The organism is Allokutzneria oryzae (assembly GCF_042429765.1).
Classification (GTDB): Bacteria; Actinomycetota; Actinomycetes; order Mycobacteriales; family Pseudonocardiaceae; genus Allokutzneria; species Allokutzneria oryzae.
This window is the reverse complement of record NZ_JBHLZU010000033.1, coordinates 270,857-289,727: the sequence shown is the minus strand read 5'-3', so window position 1 is coordinate 289,727 and position 18,871 is coordinate 270,857. Positions and strand designations below refer to the sequence as shown.

Here is an 18,871-nt window from a genome sequence, read left to right as displayed (position 1 = left end):
GTGCGTACGAGGGCGGTTGTGTGGTCTGCTAAGAACTGAACCGGTGGAGGTGGTCGCGTGCCAGACCGACAACCGACTACCAAGGGCGCACCCTTGAGGGTGGCGCCTCGGGCAAAGCCGTGTCCGACAGGGGTGGCAACATCATCATCCCACGCCGGATCCGGCTCTCCGCTCGGGGGCGACAAAGCCACCGCGGACGGTAAGCCGATCTGGGGCAGACGAAGGGTCCTGCTGCTCAACGCCACCTACGAACCGCTGACGGCACTGCCGCTGCGCCGCGCGGTCGTGCTGCTCATCTGCGGCAAGGCCGAGGTCGTGCACGGTGATCCCGCCGGGCTCGTGCTGCACTCCGCGAGCGAGGTCGTGCTGGTTCCGTCGGTGATCCGGCTGAGCACCTTCGTGCGCGTGCCGTACCGGGGGCGGGTCCCGATGACACGGGCCGCGCTGATGTACCGCGACCGCTACCGCTGCGCGTACTGCGGCGGCCGGGCCGAGACGATCGACCACGTGGTCCCGCGCAGCAGGGGCGGCCCGCACACGTGGGAGAACTGCGTGGCCTGCTGTGCCAAGTGCAACCACCGCAAGGCGGACAAGCAGCTCTCCGAGCTGGGCTGGCGGTTGCGGGTGGTTCCGCGCGCTCCGCGCGGTCGGTACTGGCGGCTGCTCGCGAGCATTTCCGAGGCCGATCCGCTCTGGTTGCCTTATCTGGACGAAGCGGCCTGAGGGGCCGGTCCGGCCCCTTCAGCCACTGTCGAAGTCAACGTCGAGATCGTTTTCAGGCCGCGAGCGCGTAGCTGATCCGCACCCCTTCGCGGCTGATCCGCACGCCGTCGCGGTTGCTGATTCGCACGCCGTCGCGGGAACTGATCCGAACGCCGTCTCGCGCACTGATGCGCACGCCGTCGCGGTTGCTGATCCGCACCCCTTCGCGGCTGATCCGCACGCCCTCGTGGTTGCTGATTCGCACGCCGTCGCGGGAACTGATCCGAACGCCGTCCCGCGCACTGATGCGCACGCCGTCGCGGTTGCTGATTCGCACGCCGTCGCGGGAACTGATCCGAACGCCCTCCCGCGCACTGATGCGCACGCCATCCTTCGCGCTGATCCGAACGCCGCCCTTCCCGCTGATCCGAACACCCTGACGTGCGCTGATGCGCACCCCGGAGCAGGAGCTGATCCGAACGCCGTCCCGCGCGCTGATGCGGACGCCGTCCCGTGCGCTGATCCGCACTCCCTGGTATGAAGTGCACGCTTCGGTAAACATGCCCTTACCCGGACGGGTGACGTTGCTGCTCTGAGTGGGGATGGTCGAAGTGGACATGATTGCCCTCCAGCGATCATTGTTCGGATAAGGGGAGATCGGATGCATACGCAAGACCCGGATAGGTGAAAAAGTAAGGCCCCGGCGCTCGGAGAACAAGCCGCCAAGCTGACCGCCATTCGCCGCCGTCCGGACCGGGGCCATTCGGCCGCAGGTCGTGGTCTCGTCGAGTGATCTTCGGAAACCGCTCCCAGGAAGTGGTCGAATGCGGTCTACCGTTCGCCGATAATGCGGATCACCGCAGGTCGGGGGATCGGTAACCGGTGTCGTCGTACACACTGGACACCGAGGGAGGACACGGTCACGGTGAGTGGCCCCGGCGGGGATGCCACAGCGGGCGCGGGAGTGCGCGGCACCGCGTTCCGCAGGCTGTTCTTCGCCTGGTCCGTCTCACTGGTCGGAGACGGTGTCCGGGTGGCTGCGCTTCCGCTCTACGTCGCCGTCCGGACCGGTGACCCGCTGGCGGCGTCCACCGTCGCCGTCGCCGAGCTCCTCCCCTGGTTGCTCGTCGCGCTCCCGGCGGGCGCGCTCGTGGACCGGTGGCGCCCGCGCACGGTCGTGCTGGTCTCCCACCTCGCCCGCGCCGTGCTGACCGCCGTGCTGGCCCTCGCCGTGCTCACCGGCAACGACGGGGTCGCGGTGCTCGCCGCGCTGGCTTTCGTGCTCACCACCGCGGAGACCTTCGCCGACTCCGCGTCCCAGCTGCTGCTCGTGGAGATCGCGGGTGCTGCTGACCTGGACCGCGCCAACAGCCGCTTCGTCACAGCGGAAACCATCGGGGTCGATCTCGCGGGCCCGCTCGCGGCGACCCTGCTCTTCGCGTGGCAGCCGGCGGCGTGCTTCGCGCTCGACTCGCTGTCCTTCGCCGTGGCCGCCTGGTACGTGGCCCGGCTGCCCGACGTCGTCCCGTGCCGCGACCCCGAGGGCGCGGTGGGCGGATCGCGGACGCGTCTGCTGCTCCAGGTCGTGGAGGGCGTCCGCTACCTGGCAACCGAGCGCGCGTTGCGGGTGCTCGTGCTCGCCGTCGTGCTCAGCGCCCTGTCGGCGGCCGCGGTGAACGTCGTGAGCGCGCTGTTCGCCATCCAGGTCCTGGGCCTCGCCCCCGCGCTCGTGCCGACCCTGATGATCACGATGGCCGTTGGCATCCTCGTCTCGGCGCGGCTGTCCCCGGTGCTGACCGCCCGCTTCGGCGAGGGCCCGATGATGATCGGGTCCTTGCTGCTGGTCGCCCTCGGCTTCGCGGTGCTGGGCACGGCGGGCGCGCCGGAGCTGGCGTGGGTGGCGTACTTCGTGACCGGGCTCGGCAGCGGGTGCTGGAACGTGCTGTCGGCGACGAGGCGGCAGCGGCTGACCCCCGGCCACCTGCTCGGCCGGGTCTCCAGCGGCTACCGGGTGCTGGCGTGGGGGCTGATGCCGCTGGGCGCCGCGCTGGCCGGTCCGGTCGCCGGGGCCAGCTCGCTGCAGACGGTGCTGCTGGGCGCCGCGGTGATCGTCGCCACGACCGCGGTGGTGCTGGGAGGTCCGCTGCTGAGGACGGGTGGACCTGGCCAAGCCGCGCGGGGATCGGGCATCTAGAGTACGAGCCGTGAACGTCGCGGAGACCCTACTCGTCTTTGCGCTGATCCCGCTGGCCATCTACGGCGTGATCGCGCTCCTGACGCTGTGGCCCAAGTTCGCTCGTACCCCGAGGTACCGCCCGGGGCAGGACTGGGACTACGAGCCGGTGTGGTGGACGGCCAACCCGGCCGGGGTCGGCGTGCGCGTGAACCACTCCGCGCCCGTCGAGTCCGCAGCGCAGTCCGTCCGGACCGCTCGGGGAGGTGCCCGTGGTAGCTGGTGAGGTCGTCAAGAAGGAGCTGGAGGCCGAGCTGGGTCCCGGTGAGGCGCTGACCACCAGCGGCCGGATCTCGGCCGCCAGGATGGTGCAGCCGGAGCCGCCCGCGGTCCCGTTCACCCCCTCGCAGCTGGCGTCCCTGGACGAGGCGCTGACCCTGGCCAGCCGGGCGACCGGTCTGGACTTCAGCGTCTACCTGGGTGACCTCGGCGAGGACAGCCGGGAGACGGCGGAGTCGCTGCACGCGGGCATCGGCGCGCGCGCGACGGACTCGGTGCTCATCGCGGTCTCGCCGGGCAGCCGCGTGCTGGAGGTCGTGACCGGCGAGGAGTCCGCCCGCAGACTCTCCGACCGCAGCTGCAAGCTCGCGGTGATGAGCATGGTCGCCTCCTTCAAGGAGGGAGACCTCTCCGGTGGTCTCGTCAGCGGCCTGCGCATGCTCTCCGACCAGGCGGGCCCCGCGCCCAAGCACTAGCCCGCCGCACTCCGATCCACCCGGCGCCCGTCCACCCTCCCGGTGGGCGGGCGCCGTCGTTTTTCGCGTTGTGTCACCTTGATGCGGGTTGGGAGCGCTCTCATTCGCGCTTAGGTGACAAAACGCGAAAAGGGGCCGCCGGGAACCGGCGGCCCCTTTTCGGGAAGCGCGGGAATTACGCGCGGTCGAACTCGCGAGCGCGGAGCGCGCGGACGACGCCCGCCCGGCCTTCGGTGATCAGGCGGCGCAGGGCGGGTGAGGCCTCGCCCTCCAGCCACGTGTCCGCCGCCTCCACGGTCGACTCCTCGATCGCCCAGCTCGGGAACAGCCCCTCCACGCACGGCTGGGCCTGCTCGGTGGAGCGGCGCGACCACATCTCCGCCACCTCGGCGAAGTAGCGCGGCACGTACGGCTCCAGCAGCTCCCGCTGCGCCGGGTGGGAGAACCCGCTGACGATCGCCTCGTTGATCGCGTTGGGCAGCTCGTCGTCGCGCATCGCCCGATCCCAGGCCTCCGCCTTGGCCTCGGCCAGCGGGCGCGCGGACCGGCAGCGCTCGGCGGCGCGCTGACCCGTCGCGGTCTGGTCGGCGGCCAGCTCCGCCTCGATCTCGTCCTCGCCCGCGGCGCCGTGCGCGACGAGCGCGTGCAGCAGCCGCCAGCGCAGGTCGGTGTCCACGGTCAGCCCGCGCAGCTCGCGGGAGCCGTCCAGCCAGCCGCGCAGCACCTCCACCTGCTCCGGCCGCAGCACCGAGCCGGTCAGCGTGTTGACGTAGGTCAGCTGCTGGTCCGAACCCTCCTCCGCGGACTCGACGAGGTCGAACAGCTTGGTGGTGAACCGGAACCAGCCCTCGGCCTGCCACGACGGGTCGGCGTAGGAGCTCAGCGCGGCCTGGGCCTGGAGCAGCAGCCGCATCACGACGCCGATCTCGGTCTCCGCGTCGATGCCGTTGAGCACCAGGGTGACGAAGTCCCTGGCCTTCAGCTCGGCCTCGCGGGTCATCTCCCACGCGGCGGACCAGCACAGCGTGCGCGGCAGGGACTCCTCGATCTCGCCGATGCTGTCGATCAGCGTGGCGAGCGAGCCCGGGTCGAGCCGCATCGCGCAGTAGGTCAGGTCGTCGTCGTTGACCAGCACGAGCTTGCCGCGCGGGGTGCCGACGAGCTCGGGCACCTCGGTGACCTCACCGGTGACGTCCAGCTCGACGCGGTTGATCCGGACGAGCTTGCCGGTGGTGCGGTCGCGGTCGTAGACGCCGATCGCGGTGCGGTGCGTGCGCAGCTCACCCGCGCCGGGCTTGGCGCCGCTCTGCACCACGGAGAAGGAGGTGAACCGGTCGCCGCCGTCCACGTCGAACCGCGGCCGCAAGGTGTTCAGGCCGGTGGTCTGCAACCACTGCGCGCTCCACCACGACAGGTCGCGGCCGGACGCCTGCTCCAACGCGCCGAGCAGGTCGGCGAGGGTCGCGTTGCCCCACGCGTGCTTGTCGAAGTACATGCGCAGGCCGGCGAGGAAGTTCTCGATGCCCACGTACGCGACGAGCTGCTTGAGGACGCTGGCGCCCTTCGCGTAGGTGATGCCGTCGAAGTTGACCTCAACGGCCTCGACGTCGGTGATCTCGCAGGCGATCGGGTGCGTCGACGGCAGCTGGTCCTGCCGGTAGGCCCAGGACTTCTCCACGTTGGCGAACGTGGTCCACGCGTGCTTGTACTCGGTGGCCTCGGCCTGGGCGTAGACGCTGGCCCAGGTCGCGAAGGACTCGTTCAGCCACAGGTCGTCCCACCAGCGCATGGTGACCAGGTCGCCGAACCACATGTGCGCCATCTCGTGCAGCACGGTCTCGGCGCGGCGCTCGTAGAAGTAGCGGGTGACCCGCGAGCGGAAGACGTACTCGTCGCGGAAGGTCACGCAGCCCGCGTTCTCCATGGCGCCCGCGTTGAACTCCGGCACGAAGCACTGGTCGTACTTGCCGAACGGGTAGCGCACCCCGAAGGCCTTGTTGAAGAACTCGAAGCCCTGCTTGGTCTCGGTGAACAGCCGCTCGTGGTCCATGTGCTCGGCCAGCGACTGGCGCACGTACAGGCCCAGCGGGATCTCGCCCTCGGCGTCGGTGTAGACGTCGCGCCACTCCGCGTAGGGGCCGGCGACCAGGGCGACCAGGTAGGTCGACATCGGCTTGGTGGTGGGGAAGTGGTGGGTCACCGCGCCCAGCTCGGTGTCCTCGGTGCGCGTGGCCGCCGCGTTGGAGATGACCTTCCAGTCGTTCGGCGCGGTCACGGTGAGGGTGTAGACCGACTTCAGGTCCGGCTGGTCGAAGCAGGCGAACATGCGCTTGGCGTCCGCGGTCTCGAACTGGGTGTAGAGGTAGACCGACTTGTCCACCGGGTCGACGAAGCGGTGCACGCCCTCGCCGGTGTTCATGTAGCGGCAGTCGGCTTCGACCACCAGCTCGTTGGACGCGGCGAGCTCGGGCAGCGCGATGCCGTCCTCCTCGCGGTAGCCCGTGACGTCCAGCTCGACGCCGTTGAGCACCGCCCGCCGCACCCCGGCCGCGACGATGTCGACCCACGTCGAGGCGCCCGGCTCGGTGCAGGTGAAGCGGGCCGTGGTGGTGGAGCGGAACGTGGTCTCGCCGGGCCCGGCGGCGCCGTCGGTGAGGTCCAGGGAGATCTCGTAGGACTCCACCCTCAGCAGCGCCGCGCGCCGCTGGGCCTGCTCGCACGTGAGGTTCGGTGCGGCCACGTGTTCACCTCTGTCCTGGTTCGTAGGCATCCGACTGTCAGGGCATCCAATCACGGACCCCCAAAGAACTTTTTACTACCTACGTGGGAATGGTGGGGGCCGCCTCGCGGTTACCGCGTGAAGAGGACAGATCCGCGTTCGAAAGAGGCGTCATGACCGCTGTGGAACCCGGCAAGACCCGCGTCGACTTCTGGTTCGACCCGCTGTGCCCGTGGGCCTGGATCACCTCCCGCTGGATGCTGGAGGTCGAGAAGGTCCGTGACGTCGAGCTCGACTTCCACGTGATGAGCCTCTCGGTGCTCAACTCGGGCCGCGAGCTGCCGGAGCAGTACCAGGAGCTGATGGAGCGCGGCTGGGGCCCGGTGCGGGTGGCCATCGCCGCCGCCAAGCACCACGGGCAGGAGGTGCTGCGCCCGCTCTACACCGCGCTCGGCACCCGGCTGCACAACGAGCACCGCCAGGACTGGGAGGCGGTGATCGCCGAGGCGCTGGCCGAGGTCGGCCTGCCCGCCGACCTGGCAGGGGCGGCGACCTCCACGGAGTACGACGACGAGCTCAAGGCCAGCCACCACCGCGGCATGGACCCGGTGGGCATGGACGTGGGCACCCCGGTGATCCACGTGGACGGCGTGGCGTTCTTCGGCCCGGTGCTCTCCCGCATCCCGCGCGGCGAGGACGCGGGCAAGGTCTTCGACGGCGCCCGGCTGCTCGCGGGCTACCCGCACTTCTTCGAGCTGAAGCGGACCCGCACCGAGGACCCCGACTTCTCCTGAACCGATCCGTCCGTGAACGGCGTCACCTCGCCGGTGGCGCCGTTCTCACTGCGTGCGGCTCGCGTTCACCCAGCTGTGTCAGACTCGGGGCAGGCCGCAACGGGGCGGCCTCGATCCGCATGGGAAGTGGTGCCTGCAGTGGCGATCAGCGTCTTCGAGCTCTTCAAGATCGGCATCGGCCCGTCCAGCTCGCACACGGTCGGTCCCATGCGCGCGGCGTGCACCTTCGTCGCGGGTCTGAAAGCCGACGGCCTGCTCGCCGAGACCACGCGGGTCCGCTCGGAGCTGTTCGGCTCGCTCGGCGCGACCGGCCACGGCCACGGCAGCGACAAGGCGGTGCTGCTCGGCCTCGCCGGCGAGGACCCGGAGACGGTCGACACCGCGTCGGTGGAGCCGCGCGTCGCCGAGATCCGCGCGACGGGACGGCTGAACCTGCTGGGCACGCACGAGATCGCCTTCTCCGAGCGCGAGGACCTGACGCTGCACCGGCGCAAGTCCCTGCCGTACCACCCCAACGGCATGACGTTCGTCGCCTTCGACGCCAAGGGCAACGAGCTCCGCGCGCGCACCTACTACTCGGTCGGCGGCGGCTTCGTCGTCGACGAGAACGCCGCGGGAGCCGACCGCATCAAGCAGGACGACACGAAGCTGGCCTACCCGTTCCGCAACGGCATCGAGCTGCTGGAGCAGACCAGGCGCACCGGGATGTCGATCAGCGACATCATGCTCGCCAACGAGCAGGCGTGGCGGTCGGAGGCCGAGGTCCGCGCGGGGCTGCTGCGGATCTGGCACGTGATGCAGGACTGCGTCCGCGAGGGCTGCGAGACCGAGGGCGTGCTGCCCGGCGGCCTGAAGGTCCAGCGCAGGGCGGCGACCCTGTTCCAGACGCTCTCCGGCGAGCACTACACGACCGATCCGCTGCGCGTGATGGACTGGGTGACGCTGTTCGCGTTGGCGGTCAACGAGCAGAACGCCTCCGGCGGCCGCGTCGTGACCGCGCCGACCAACGGAGCGGCCGGGATCATCCCGGCGGTGCTGCACTACTACGCGCGCTTCGTGCCGGGCGCCAACGACGACGCAATCGTTCGTTTCCTGCTGACCGCGGCGGCGATCGGCGTGCTGTACAAGGAGAACGCGTCGATCTCCGGAGCCGAGGTCGGCTGCCAGGGCGAGGTGGGGTCGGCGTGCTCGATGGCGGCGGCCGGGCTGACCGAGGTCCTCGGCGGCAGCCCGGAGCAGGTGGAGAACGCCGCGGAGATCGCGCTGGAGCACAACCTCGGCCTCACCTGCGACCCCATCGGCGGCCTGGTGCAGATCCCGTGCATCGAGCGGAACGCGGTGGCCTCGATCAAGGCGATCACCGCATCCCGCATGGCGATGCGCGGCGACGGCACCCACTTCGTCTCGCTGGACAAGGCCATCAAGACGATGCGCGAGACCGGTGCGGACATGAAGGTCAAGTACAAGGAGACCGCCCGCGGCGGGCTCGCGGTGAACGTCATCGAGTGCTGAGCACCCGCTCCACCGCGGTCCTGGTGAACTCCTCCGGATAGGGGGAGGCCGCCAAAGCGTCCTCAGTGGACACTTCGCCCGCCGCGACGGCCCTGCACAGCTGGGCGATCTCGCGCAGCTCCTCGCGCTGGTCGGCGACGAAGTCCAGGTCCACCGGATCACCGTGCCCCGCGACGACGACGTCCACGTCGAAGTCGAGGATCGTGGTCAGCGCGGTCGGCCAGCTCAGCGGGTGCGCGTCCCCGAACTGCGGCGGCGCGCCGTTCTCCACGAGGTCGCCGACGAAGAGCACCCGCGCGTCCGGCACGTGGACCAGCAGGTCGTGGTCGGAGTGCCCGAAGCCCGGGTGGACCAGCTCCACGTGCCGCCCGCCCACCGAGAGCCCGGCGCGGTCGTCCACGAGCCGGTTGGGCAGCACCAAGGTCGTGCGGTCCAGCGCGTCCGCGATCTCCGGCTTGCCGTCCGCGCGGTAGCGCTCGCCCCACGACCGCAGCTGCTCCGCGCCGTTGTCCACGAGAGCCTTGTGGCACAGCCGATGTGCCCACACATCGGCGCCGTGGAAGGCCGAAGTGCCGAAGGCGTGGTCGAAGTGCGCGTGCGTGTAGACGACGGTCCACGGGTGCGGCGTGACCTCGCGCACCGCCGCGGCGAGCTCCGCGCCCTGGTCCTCGTCGCCCCTGGTGTCGACCACCAGGCAGCCGTCGTCGCCGACCACGAGCCCGACCGTGAGGTCCAGCTCCTCGTAGCGCCGCACGTACACCCGGTCGGCGACTTCGATCCAGTTCGTCACGAGAGAACTCCGTTGCTCAGTCGGGGTGTCACGGTGCTGACGTTCACCTCAGTTGCCAGGCGCACATCATCCGGGTACCCGGCGGCGACCAGCTCCTTGGCGCCCACGCAGTCGGCCAGCATCTCCGCTCCGGTGGCCTGGTAGGTCCGCGCCGCCATCTCCGCTTCGGGGGACCGTCCATCGGGTAGCGCCGAGATGATCGCACCTGCCCCGAGCAGGTCCTCCCAGCACGGTCGCAGCGGGTCGCCGGGCAGCTGCCACCGCTCGCCGCCCGCGATGATCCCGATGGGGCGCTCGCCCGCGAGCTCACGTGCTCGCGTTGCGACGGCGTCGGCGTTGCGCAGGCAGCCGGTCAGCACGTGCGCGCCGGTTTCCTCCGCCAGAGCGCACAGAGTCGCTCCGTTCGCCGACGGCAGGGCGAGCGTCGTGCCGGGTTCGATGGAGGTCAGCGACGACGGGCGCAGCGAGAGCTTGTCACCGAAGGCCGCACCCACCGGCAGGCCGGCGAGCCGGGCGTTCTCCTCGGCGGCCTCGTCCTTCCACCGCAGTGGCATGATCCGGGCACCCCTGCTCACCGCGATGTCGACGGACGTGGTGAAGGACAACACATCCACGATCACGAGCACAGCGCAGTCGCCGCCGAGCGCGGTCACCCCGTCGGGTCCCCATTCGAGTCGTACCTGGTAACCGGCTTGCCTGAACCACGCGTCCACCGTCCCATCCTGGCAACGCCCAGCAGGGGGCGGCCAGCGAATACCCGCGCGACAGATGACAGACTCCGTTTCCGTGCGCGTTTACCTTGGATCCGACCACGCGGGCTTCGAGCTGAAGTCCCACCTCGTCGAGCACCTCACCGGGCGCGGTCACGACGTCGTCGACGTCGGTCCGCACGTCTACGACGCCCTGGACGACTACCCGCCCTTCTGCATCGAGACCGCCCGCCGCGTCGTCGCGGACGCCGGCAGCCTCGGCGTCGTGATCGGCGGCTCCGGCAACGGCGAGCAGATCGCCGCGAACAAGGTGGAGGGCTGCCGGGCCGCCCTCGCCTGGAGCACCGAGATCGCCAAGCTCGCCCGTGAGCACAACAACGCCCAGGTCATCGGTGTCGGCGCCCGCCAGCACACCGCCGAGGAGGCCGCCGCGATCGTGGACGCCTTCCTGGAGACCCCGTTCTCCGACGACGAGCGCCACAACCGCCGCATCGCCCTGATCTCCGAGTACGAGAAGACCAAGGTCGCCCCCGCCCTCCCCTGACCCGGCACCTACCCGCCATTCGCGGGCTTATGGACCTTTCCGGAGCACCGAAAGCGTCCATAAGCCCGCGAATGGCCGGAACGCGCGGGGGGTAGTCGGGTTGAGTGCGTGAGTTCGGGACGGGGACGTGGGTGGTGTCGGCGGCGGTCGCGTTCGGCGTGACCGTTGTGGGAGTGCTCGCGTTGTACTTCGCCCAGAGCGCGCTCATCGTCAACGCCTTCGACGGCCAGCCGCCGTGCGGTCCGCCGGACTGCGGGCTCGGGATCGGCGTGTGGCTGATCGTCGGCGCGTTCGTAGTGCCCTTCGTCGCACTGGTCGCGGGGCTGGTCCACGCAAGGCGACGGCGCGCCGAGCTCGTGGTGCGCACCGCCGTGCGCTCCGGACTGGTGATCGGCGCGTGGTGTCTGCTCGGCTACGTTGGCCTCTCCGTGGTCGCATGGGGCCCCGCGTGGTGGCCCAGCTGAACGAATGAGCGCAGATGCCTGAAGGTCACACCCTGCACCGGCTTGCCCGGCTGCACCACGAGCGCTACGCGGGTCACGAGGTGGCCGTCGAGAGCCCGCAGGGCCGCTTCGCCGCCGGAGCCGCGATGGTCGACGGCCGCGTCTTCGAGAGCGCCGAGGCCATCGGCAAGCACCTGCTGCACAACTACGGCCCGGACCGCACGGTGCACATCCACCTCGGCCTGTACGGCAAGTTCGCCGAGCACCCGCGGCCGCTCACCCCGCCGCAGGGGCTGGTGCGGATGCGCCTCGTCGGGCCGACCCACTGGACCGACCTGCGCGGTCCCACCGCCTGTGACGTGCTGACCGAGGAGGAGGTCGACGCGCTCCGGGACCGCCTCGGCCCGGACCCGCTGCGCTCCGACGCCGATCCGGACAAGGCGTGGCAGCGCATCTCGAACTCCCGCACCTCGATCGCGGCGCTGCTGATGGACCAGCGGATCATCGCGGGTGTCGGCAACGCCTACCGCGCGGAGGTGCTGTTCCGCCACAACATCCCGCCGCTGACGCCCGGCAAGGACCTGGACGAGGCGATGTGGAAGACGATCTGGGACGACACCCGTGAGCTGATGGAGCACGGCGTCCGGACGGGCCGCATCGACACGGTCCGCCCGGAGCACGAGCCCGAGGCGATGGGCCGGGAGCCCCGCAAGGACCGGCACGGCGGTGAGGTCTACGTCTACCGCCGTGCTCTCCAGCCCTGTCTGGTCTGCGGCACCCCTGTCGCCACGGCGAAGCTGGCGGCGCGCAACCTCTACTGGTGTCCCGCCTGCCAGCGGGCGTAGCTCAGAAGTCGAAGTCCATGTCGCCGCCGAAGTCGCCGCCGCCGAAGTCGCCGATCGAGTCCATGCCCATGTCGCCCATGTCGCCCATGTCGCCGAAGGAGTCCGCGCCGAAGTCGCCGATCGCCGAGGCCGCCGCGACACCCGCCATGCCGGAGAACATCGCGCCGAACAGCAGCGCCGAGCCCACGCCCCAGGCGCCCGCGACCAGGGCGGGCTTCCACCACGGCTCGCTGTACCAGCCCTGCGGCACCGGGCGTCCGGCCACCATGCCGCCGGGGTAGTAGTGCGGCGTCCGCTGACCCGGGTGCGGCGACGCGGCGTAGGCGTGGCCCTGCACCTCGACGTCGCGGTCCTCGCTCACCGCGCCGGCGTGCCGCTGGCCGTTGAGGTCGGGCAGCTCGGGGCCGGGGTCCATGTCCATCGCGCTGCGCGCCGCGCGCACGTAGTACAGGCCCTCCATCGCCGTCTGCGTGGCGAGCTTGCACTGCGCCGCGCTGCTGGCCTGCTCCATCTGCGAGCCCGCGGCGGTGTAGCGCTCCGACGCGTCGGCCAGTGCCTGCTTGGCCGCCTCGTTCGTGCCGACCAGGTTGATCACCTGTCCACCGAGCCGCTCCACCCAGCGCCGGGCCTCGGCCTTGGCGTCCTCCAGCTCGCGGCGCTGGGCCGCGGCACGTTGCCGGGACAACATCACCAGGCCGCCGACCACGGCGATGACCAGCAGCACCAGCACGATGCTCATTGCGAACCCTCCCGTCACGGCGAGGTCGTCCCGGCCTCACCACCCTGTTCAACGGCGGAGTCCACCGCCAGGGTTCCCGGCTAGAACAACTCGGCGCAGCTGGGCTGGTGCTCTGTGGCGAAGGCCATAGCCAGCCGGACCAGCGAGCCCGGCTCCACCTCCTTGACCCGTCCCGCTCCGGCGAGTGCGACCGCGCTGGTCCCGCCGAGGAACAGCGCGCCGAGGTCGGCGACGTCCATCGCCAGGTCCGGGGAGCTCTCGGTTCTCCTCACCTGGGCGACACCGTCGGCGTCCACGGTCAACCGCCACCGTCCGGCGTTCCACGGGCAGAACGCGTCGGTCAGCTCCACCACGAGGGCCGCAGGCGCGCTGTAGCGACGCTCCGTCAGCGCTCGGTCGACGTCAACGAGCCGAATCCACAACGCGTCGCCGATCCTGCGGTCCGCGGCGCGGTAGTCCACGAGCATGTGTGGGAGCGGATCGTCCATGGCGAGGTTGTCGTACTTCATCTCACCGATGAGGTCGATGTCGAGCAGATAGCGCCAGATGGCCGCGTGCGACACCGGGTCAGCCGAGACGATCTCGTGCGCGACCAGCTCGTGACGCGGGCCGCTGATCGTCCAGTTCGAGCGGACCCGATAGGCCGCGTATGCATTGGGGTGCACGGCAAAACGCATCGGTGAATAGCGGCCGCGTTGTTGTTCGTCGTCGAGATACCACTGCTCCCAGCTGGCATCAGTCCGGCTGAGCCAGCCAATGCGCCGGGGTGCCACCCGGTTGTACACCTCTTTGAAGGCAACGAGAGCGGCCTCGCGTGGGAGCTCACGAACCCGGTCGGAACCGCAGTCCACTGTGGACATAAAGGTGGCACCGCGGGGTACCGTGGTGAAGAACCGAGTAGTGGCGAGGCCGTAGCCGAAACGTCCGTAGATGCCCGCCTCGGAACACCACAACGTCGCGATCGGTTCCGCCGCGTCATTGTGCAGCTGGTCGAGTTGTGCGCGCATCAGACCGGTCAGCACGCCTCTGCGCCTGTTGTCCGGAGTGGTGCCGACCGCGGTCACCGCGGCGACCGGGCGCATTCCGGTGCCGGGCAGCGTCATGTTCTTGGAAAGGATTCCCGCGCCGCCGATCATCTCGTCGCCGTCGAAGGCACCGTGGAAGCGGCGGAGGTCGAAGAGATCGCGTTCTCGCTGGCGAGCCGCGTCGGTGGCGGGGAACAGGAACGCCGAGCTCGTGGCGTCGTGGAAGGCGTCGAAGTCCGTCTCCGTGAGCGATCGGATCCGCGGCGTCACTGTGGTCATGGCCACAGTGCTACTCGGTCCCGATGTGTCCGGCCAGCGGTTTTCTCCGGTGACGCGGTGATCACGCTCTGTGTGACGGTGGTCAAAATTCGGGAGAACCCTGGTCGAAGGCCTATAAATTGATTGACATGAATCTGCCGGACCAGTCATCAGCGTTGATGTCCGAAGCGGGCAGGCAGTCCCTCCTCGACCTGGCCGATCGCGCCGACCGGATCGCCGACGAGCTCGCCCTGGCGGTGCGCGAGTGGGACATCCCGGCCGACGCGGGCGAGCTGGTCGTCGACGACGGGTGGCGTCTCGCCCTCGCCGCGCAGCGCGCCAGGGTCGCCGCGGCCGAGGCCGTCACCATCGAGCAGCACATCGCCGTCATGGAAGCCCAGTTCGACAAGGGCTAGGGGATACTTGACCCGCGATTACAAAACCACCTAGGCTTCCCGGCATGGGCAGGCCGAAGCTGTTCGACCCGGACGAGGCCGTCGCGCGGGCGATGGAACTGTTCTGGGACAAGGGATATTCCGCGACGACGCCCCAGGACCTCGTTGACGGGATCGGCATCGGCCGCGGCAGCCTCTACAACGCCTTCGGTGGCAAGCACGACCTCTACGAGCGCGCGCTGCGCCGGTACTACGAGCACTCCTCGCAGTGGCTGGTGGACGTGCTCGACCGCCCCGGCACCGCTCGCGAGCGGGTCCGCGGGCTGCTTGAGGAGATCGCCGCCGATCCCAGCGGTCGCGGCTGCATGTTCGTCAACGCGGGCATGGACGCCGGTGGGCGCGACGATGTCGTGGATCGCTTGGTGCGCCGCGGTTTCGACCGCTTGGAGGGCGCGCTCAAGTCCGTCATCGAGGACGGTCAGCGAGATGGTGAGATCGACTCCGGCAAGGACCCGCTGGCGTTGGCCGGTCTGCTGCTGACAACGGTGAACGGACTCCGGGTGCTGACCAAGGCCGACCGGGACGACAAGCGGCTCGCTCGCGTCGTGAAGGCCGCGCTCGACCTGCTCTGACACCACGAGCCGCGTGCTCGTGGTTTTTGTCGCCCACATTTTGTAACTCAAGTTCAAAAATCGGAGAACGCAATGGATCTGCGGCTGGACGGCAAGGTCGCCCTGGTGACCGGCGCGAGCAGGGGTATCGGCCTGGGTATCGCGAAAGTGCTTGCGGCGGAAGGGATGCGCGTCATCGGAGCCGCGCGCACGATCACTCCGGAGCTGAAGGAGACCACCGCCGCGACCGTCTCCGTCGACCTGGCGGCGGCGGACGGGGGAGAACGACTCGTCGCCGCGGTTCTCGCGGACTTCGGGGGAATCGACCTGGTGGTCAACAACGTCGGCGGCGGTGACGCGCACGCGGGCGGTTTCCTCACCGTCGACGACGCCGCATGGCAGCGCACGATCGAGCTCAACCTGTTCAGCGCCGTCCGCGTCACCAGGGCCGCGCTGCCGAGTCTGGTCGAACGCCGAGGCTCCATCGTCAACATCTCCTCGATCGGCGCGCGCAAGGCGTACGCGCCCATCGACTACGGAGCGGTGAAAGCGGCGCTGACGAACCTCAGCAAGGCCCTGTCCGAGGAGTTCGGCCCCCACGGTGTGCGGGTCAACACCGTCTCCCCAGGCCCGACCCGCAGCGCCGCGTGGGAGTCCGAAACCGGGTACGGCGCACAGCTCGCCGAAGCGGAAGGTGTTGCACTGCAAGACTTCCTGGCCACCGTGCCGAACTCGATGGACATCACGACCGGACGGATGGCCGAGCCGGAGGAGCTGGGCGCGCTGGTCGCCTTCCTCGCCTCGCCGCACGCGGCCAACATCACCGGCGTCGACTACCGCGTCGACGGCGGCACCATCAAAGCCGTGTGACGCTCAGCGCTGACCGGCGTCGCGGAGCTTCTCGGTCATGGCCTCGGTGATCTCGGTTAGCTGGGTGAGCTGCTGCGGCGAGAGGAGATCGATCAAGTACGTGCGCACCGTGCGCACATGGCCGGGCGCGACCCGCCGCAGCAGCTCCACGCCCTCTTCGGTGAGCACCGCGAGCACGCCGCGCTCGTCGCAGGGATCAGCCTGCCTGCGCACGAAGCCCGCCTTCTCCAGCTTGCCGACCTGATAGGTCAGCCCGCTCTTGGAGACGATCACCGCGGCGGCCAGCTCGGTCATCCGCATCCGCCGCTCCGGGCTCGCCGAGAGCGTGGCCAGGATGTCGTACTGCGGATGGGAGAGCCCGGCCTCGTCCTGCAGCTGGCGCTCCAACCGGCGCTCCAGCAGGTTGGTCGCCTCCAGGTAGCCGAGCCAGGCTCGCATCTCCGGCGAGGACAACCACCGCGGCTTGCTCATGCCTCGACTGTAAACGTCAAACGCGGAAAAAACGGAAGACCGTCCACTGGGGACGGCCTTCCGAGGGTGGAGCGGGTGACGGGAATCGAACCCGCGTGGTCAGCTTGGAAGGCTGGGGCTCTACCATTGAGCTACACCCGCGTGACGCCAACCGGAGTGGGCGACGAGATAAGCCTACAACGTCCGGCTAGGCTCATGCGAGGCACACCGGGGTGTGGCGCAGTTTGGTAGCGCACCCGCTTTGGGAGCGGGGGGTCGCAGGTTCAAATCCTGTCACCCCGACGGTCGACCTGGGCGATCCATGTCCGCGGAAAGCGCGGACTTGGGTCGCCCTTCATCGTATTGGGGGGCCGAGCCCCCCATGCCCCCCACGGTGCGGGCTCCTTCGTTCCTGCGTTGCTTCCTGGGTGGGGACCAGCTGCCTGCGGCGCTGGGGGATCGGCTGCCTTCGGCGCCGCGGGGGTGTGGGGGTCAGTTGCCTTCGGCGCCGCGGGTGTGTGCAGCTGCCTTCGGCGCTGGGGGTGTGGGGGCAGCTGCCTGTGGTGCTGGGGGCGGTGGCCTTCGGGGTCGCGGCGGTGTGTGCAGCTGCCTTTGGCGTTGGGGTTCGGCTGCTTGTGGTGCTGGGTCCGTGTGGGGTCAGTTGCCTTCGGCGCTGGGGCGGTGGCCTTCGGGTCGTGGGGTGTGGGGGTCAGTTGCCTTCGGGGTTGGGGTGGCTGCTTGTGGTGTTGGGGGCCGGGCTGCCTGCGGTGCCGGGTGGGGGTGGGTGCTGCCTTCGGGGTTGGGGTGGCTGCTTTTGGGGGTGGGTGTTGGGTGCTTCGGTGGTCGGGGCGGTGGGGGTGGCTTGGGGCGGTTGGGGTCGTGGTTCGGGGGAGACCTAGACTCGCCGGGAAATACCCGGGGCCGCATCCGGTGTCGCCGGGGTTTGCGCACGCTTGTTTGTCCGCACGAGGAGAAATACGTGAAGAGCACCGTCGAGCAGCTGAGCCCGACGCGCGTCCGGATCAACGTCGAGGTGCCGTTCGACGAGCTGAAGGCGAACTTTGACCGGGCCTACCGGAAGCTCGCCAAGCAGGTCCGCATCCCGGGCTTCCGCCCCGGCAAGGCCCCCGCGCGTGTCCTGGAGAACCGCATCGGTCGGGGCGTCGTCCTCGACGAGGTGGTCAACGAGGCGATCCCGGCCAAGTACCTGGAGGCCGTGAACAGCGGCGAGGTGCGGACCCTCGGCCGCCCCGACATCGAGCTGACCAAGCTGGAGGACGGCGACCTGCTCGCCTTCACCGCCGAGGTCGACGTCCGCCCCGAGATCACCGTCCCCGCCTTCGGCGAGCTCGCCGTCAGCGTCGACGACGTCGAGCTGACCGACGAGGAGGTGGACACCCAGCTCGACGAGCTGCGTGCCCGCTTCGGCAGCCTGACCGGCGTCGACCGGCCGGCGCAGCAGGGCGACTTCGTCGTGATCGACCTCTCCGCGACGGTCGACGGCGAGGACGTCGAGGACGCCAGGACCTCCGGCCTGTCCTACGAGATCGGCTCCGGCCAGCTCATCGAGGGCATCGACGACGCGCTCGTCGGCGCCGCCCAGGGCGAGTCCAGGACCTTCACCACCAAGCTGGTGGCCGGCGAGCACGTCGGCAAGGACGCCGAGGTCACCGCCGTCGTCCAGTCGATCAAGGAGCGCCAGCTCCCCGACGCCGACGACGAGTTCGCCCAGATGGCCAGCGAGTTCGACACCCTCGACGAGCTCAAGGCCGACCTGCGCAGCCGCCTCGGCCGGGTCAAGAACATGCAGCAGGGCATGCAGGCCCGCGACAAGGTCCTCGAGGCCCTGCTCGCGGTCACCGAGGTCCCGCTGCCGGAGACCGCGGTCACCGCCGAGGTCGACGTCCGCAAGTACGACGCGCTGTACAACTTCGGCCAGGACGAGGCCAAGCTGGAGCAGTGGCTGGAGGGTCAGGACAAGACCCGCGAGCAGTTCGACACCGAGCTGCGCGAGGCCGCGGAGCAGACGGTGAAGACCCAGCTCGTGCTGGACGCCATCGCCGACGCCGAGCAGGTCGAGGTCAGCGACAACGAGCTCACCGAGCGCATCGTCTACCAGGCGCAGCGCTTCGGCATCAGCCCGGACGAGTACGTGCAGCGGGCCCAGCAGTCCGGCCAGCTCGGCGCGATCTACGCCGACGTGCGCCGCGGCAAGGCCCTCGCGGGCGTCGTCCGCCAGGCGACGGTCACCGACGCCTCCGGCGCCGCCGTCGACATGAACGAGCTGTTCGGCGCCGACGAGCCCGTGGCCGCGGCCGCCGAGTGACGAAGCATCGATAGGTGTGTCGGGGCTCACCCCCGCGACACGCTCTGAGCGAACGCGGGCGGTGTCGGGACTACGACGCCGCCCGCTTTCGTTAGGGTCGATTGCAACAAGATCTTCCAACCACCCGGCGGCTCACGCCGTGGCGCCCACGGTGGCGTACAGCGGCCACCGAACATCGTGGAAAAGGCAGGCAGACGTGACGCAGCACGA

Annotated in this window: 20 protein-coding genes and 2 tRNA genes; 14 read left to right on the top strand and 8 right to left on the bottom strand. The window is 69.9% G+C overall.

From position 1 onward, the window contains the following. The first annotated feature begins 57 nt into the window (after positions 1–57). Positions 58–723, top strand: a complete 666-nt coding sequence (locus tag ACFFQA_RS35885; protein WP_377862203.1) for an HNH endonuclease — start codon at positions 58–60, stop codon at positions 721–723. Between the two features lie 52 nt (positions 724–775). On the opposite strand, the gene ACFFQA_RS35880 is transcribed toward ACFFQA_RS35885, so the two are convergent. After that, positions 776–1,321, bottom strand: coding sequence for a hypothetical protein (locus ACFFQA_RS35880; protein ID WP_377862200.1), 546 nt, complete (start codon positions 1,319–1,321; stop codon positions 776–778). Between the two features lie 306 nt (positions 1,322–1,627). On the opposite strand from ACFFQA_RS35880, the gene ACFFQA_RS35875 reads away from it, so the two are divergent. From ACFFQA_RS35875 to ACFFQA_RS35865, 3 genes are read left to right on the top strand one after another with little or no spacing between them, the layout of a single operon-like run. Then, entirely contained in the window at positions 1,628–2,896 is a 1,269-nt protein-coding gene (locus tag ACFFQA_RS35875; RefSeq protein WP_377862198.1) for an MFS transporter, read from the top strand. Positions 2,897–2,906: 10 nt separating this feature from the next. After that, complete coding sequence (gene ctaJ / locus ACFFQA_RS35870) at positions 2,907–3,161, top strand: aa3-type cytochrome oxidase subunit CtaJ (RefSeq protein ID WP_377862195.1); 255 nt, start codon at positions 2,907–2,909, stop codon at positions 3,159–3,161. Continuing rightward, positions 3,148–3,630, top strand: coding sequence for a DUF5130 family protein (locus ACFFQA_RS35865; RefSeq protein WP_377862192.1), 483 nt, complete (start codon positions 3,148–3,150; stop codon positions 3,628–3,630). The genes ctaJ and ACFFQA_RS35865 overlap by 14 nt, the downstream gene beginning before the upstream one ends. Positions 3,631–3,805: 175 nt before the next feature. Here ACFFQA_RS35865 and pepN read toward each other — a convergent pair whose 3' ends face one another. Then, complete coding sequence (gene pepN, locus ACFFQA_RS35860; RefSeq protein WP_377862189.1) at positions 3,806–6,370, bottom strand: aminopeptidase N; 2,565 nt, start codon at positions 6,368–6,370, stop codon at positions 3,806–3,808. Between the two features lie 152 nt (positions 6,371–6,522). On the opposite strand from pepN, the gene ACFFQA_RS35855 reads away from it, so the two are divergent. Then, complete coding sequence (locus ACFFQA_RS35855; RefSeq protein WP_377862186.1) at positions 6,523–7,143, top strand: mycothiol-dependent nitroreductase Rv2466c family protein; 621 nt, start codon at positions 6,523–6,525, stop codon at positions 7,141–7,143. Between the two features lie 138 nt (positions 7,144–7,281). After that, entirely contained in the window at positions 7,282–8,655 is a 1,374-nt protein-coding gene (locus ACFFQA_RS35850) for an L-serine ammonia-lyase (protein WP_377862183.1), read from the top strand. Here the strand turns inward: ACFFQA_RS35850 and ACFFQA_RS35845 are convergent. Together ACFFQA_RS35845 and ACFFQA_RS35840 are read right to left on the bottom strand one after the other, a co-directional pair. Continuing rightward, entirely contained in the window at positions 8,642–9,445 is an 804-nt protein-coding gene (locus ACFFQA_RS35845; protein ID WP_377862180.1) for an MBL fold metallo-hydrolase, read from the bottom strand. The genes ACFFQA_RS35850 and ACFFQA_RS35845 overlap by 14 nt on opposite strands. Next, positions 9,442–10,158: a 2-phosphosulfolactate phosphatase gene (locus tag ACFFQA_RS35840; protein WP_377862177.1), complete on the bottom strand. Its 717-nt coding sequence runs from the start codon at positions 10,156–10,158 to the stop codon at positions 9,442–9,444. The genes ACFFQA_RS35845 and ACFFQA_RS35840 overlap by 4 nt, the downstream gene beginning before the upstream one ends. A 73-nt stretch (positions 10,159–10,231) precedes the next feature. Between ACFFQA_RS35840 and ACFFQA_RS35835 the strand changes: the two genes are divergently transcribed. The 3 genes from ACFFQA_RS35835 (at position 10,232) to ACFFQA_RS35825 (ending at position 11,987) form a co-directional block, all read left to right on the top strand. Then, the gene (locus ACFFQA_RS35835) at positions 10,232–10,699 is read left to right on the top strand and encodes a ribose-5-phosphate isomerase (RefSeq protein WP_377862174.1); all 468 of its coding nucleotides are present in this window, start codon (positions 10,232–10,234) and stop codon (positions 10,697–10,699) included. Between the two features lie 104 nt (positions 10,700–10,803). Further along, the gene (locus tag ACFFQA_RS35830; RefSeq protein WP_377862171.1) at positions 10,804–11,163 is read left to right on the top strand and encodes a hypothetical protein; all 360 of its coding nucleotides are present in this window, start codon (positions 10,804–10,806) and stop codon (positions 11,161–11,163) included. A gap of 14 nt (positions 11,164–11,177) precedes the next feature. Beyond that, positions 11,178–11,987 (top strand): Fpg/Nei family DNA glycosylase, encoded by an 810-nt coding sequence (locus ACFFQA_RS35825; RefSeq protein ID WP_377862168.1) that lies wholly within the window; start codon positions 11,178–11,180, stop codon positions 11,985–11,987. A 1-nt stretch (position 11,988) separates the two neighbouring features. Here ACFFQA_RS35825 and ACFFQA_RS35820 read toward each other — a convergent pair whose 3' ends face one another. Then, the gene (locus ACFFQA_RS35820) at positions 11,989–12,726 is read right to left on the bottom strand and encodes a hypothetical protein (RefSeq protein WP_377862165.1); all 738 of its coding nucleotides are present in this window, start codon (positions 12,724–12,726) and stop codon (positions 11,989–11,991) included. A gap of 80 nt (positions 12,727–12,806) precedes the next feature. After that, on the bottom strand, positions 12,807–14,030 hold the full coding sequence (locus ACFFQA_RS35815; protein WP_377862162.1) for a GNAT family N-acetyltransferase: 1,224 nt from the start codon (positions 14,028–14,030) through the stop codon (positions 12,807–12,809). A 128-nt stretch (positions 14,031–14,158) separates the two neighbouring features. Between ACFFQA_RS35815 and ACFFQA_RS35810 the strand changes: the two genes are divergently transcribed. From ACFFQA_RS35810 to ACFFQA_RS35800, 3 genes are all read left to right on the top strand, one after another. Then, positions 14,159–14,425, top strand: a complete 267-nt coding sequence (locus tag ACFFQA_RS35810; RefSeq protein ID WP_377862160.1) for a hypothetical protein — start codon at positions 14,159–14,161, stop codon at positions 14,423–14,425. A gap of 44 nt (positions 14,426–14,469) precedes the next feature. Further along, complete coding sequence (locus ACFFQA_RS35805; protein ID WP_377862157.1) at positions 14,470–15,036, top strand: TetR/AcrR family transcriptional regulator; 567 nt, start codon at positions 14,470–14,472, stop codon at positions 15,034–15,036. 72 nt (positions 15,037–15,108) lie between these two features. Then, the gene (locus ACFFQA_RS35800) at positions 15,109–15,885 is read left to right on the top strand and encodes an oxidoreductase (protein WP_377862154.1); all 777 of its coding nucleotides are present in this window, start codon (positions 15,109–15,111) and stop codon (positions 15,883–15,885) included. Positions 15,886–15,888: 3 nt separating this feature from the next. On the opposite strand, the gene ACFFQA_RS35795 is transcribed toward ACFFQA_RS35800, so the two are convergent. Together ACFFQA_RS35795 and ACFFQA_RS35790 are read right to left on the bottom strand one after the other, a co-directional pair. After that, positions 15,889–16,356: a MarR family winged helix-turn-helix transcriptional regulator gene (locus ACFFQA_RS35795; RefSeq protein WP_377862151.1), complete on the bottom strand. Its 468-nt coding sequence runs from the start codon at positions 16,354–16,356 to the stop codon at positions 15,889–15,891. 67 nt (positions 16,357–16,423) lie between these two features. Continuing rightward, positions 16,424–16,497, bottom strand: a tRNA-Gly gene (locus ACFFQA_RS35790). A 67-nt stretch (positions 16,498–16,564) separates the two neighbouring features. On the opposite strand from ACFFQA_RS35790, the gene ACFFQA_RS35785 reads away from it, so the two are divergent. Both ACFFQA_RS35785 and tig read left to right on the top strand, forming a co-directional pair. Then, positions 16,565–16,638: transfer RNA gene (locus ACFFQA_RS35785), tRNA-Pro, on the top strand. A gap of 676 nt (positions 16,639–17,314) precedes the next feature. Next, positions 17,315–18,661: a trigger factor gene (gene tig, locus ACFFQA_RS35780; protein WP_377862148.1), complete on the top strand. Its 1,347-nt coding sequence runs from the start codon at positions 17,315–17,317 to the stop codon at positions 18,659–18,661. Positions 18,662–18,871: the final 210 nt, after the last annotated feature.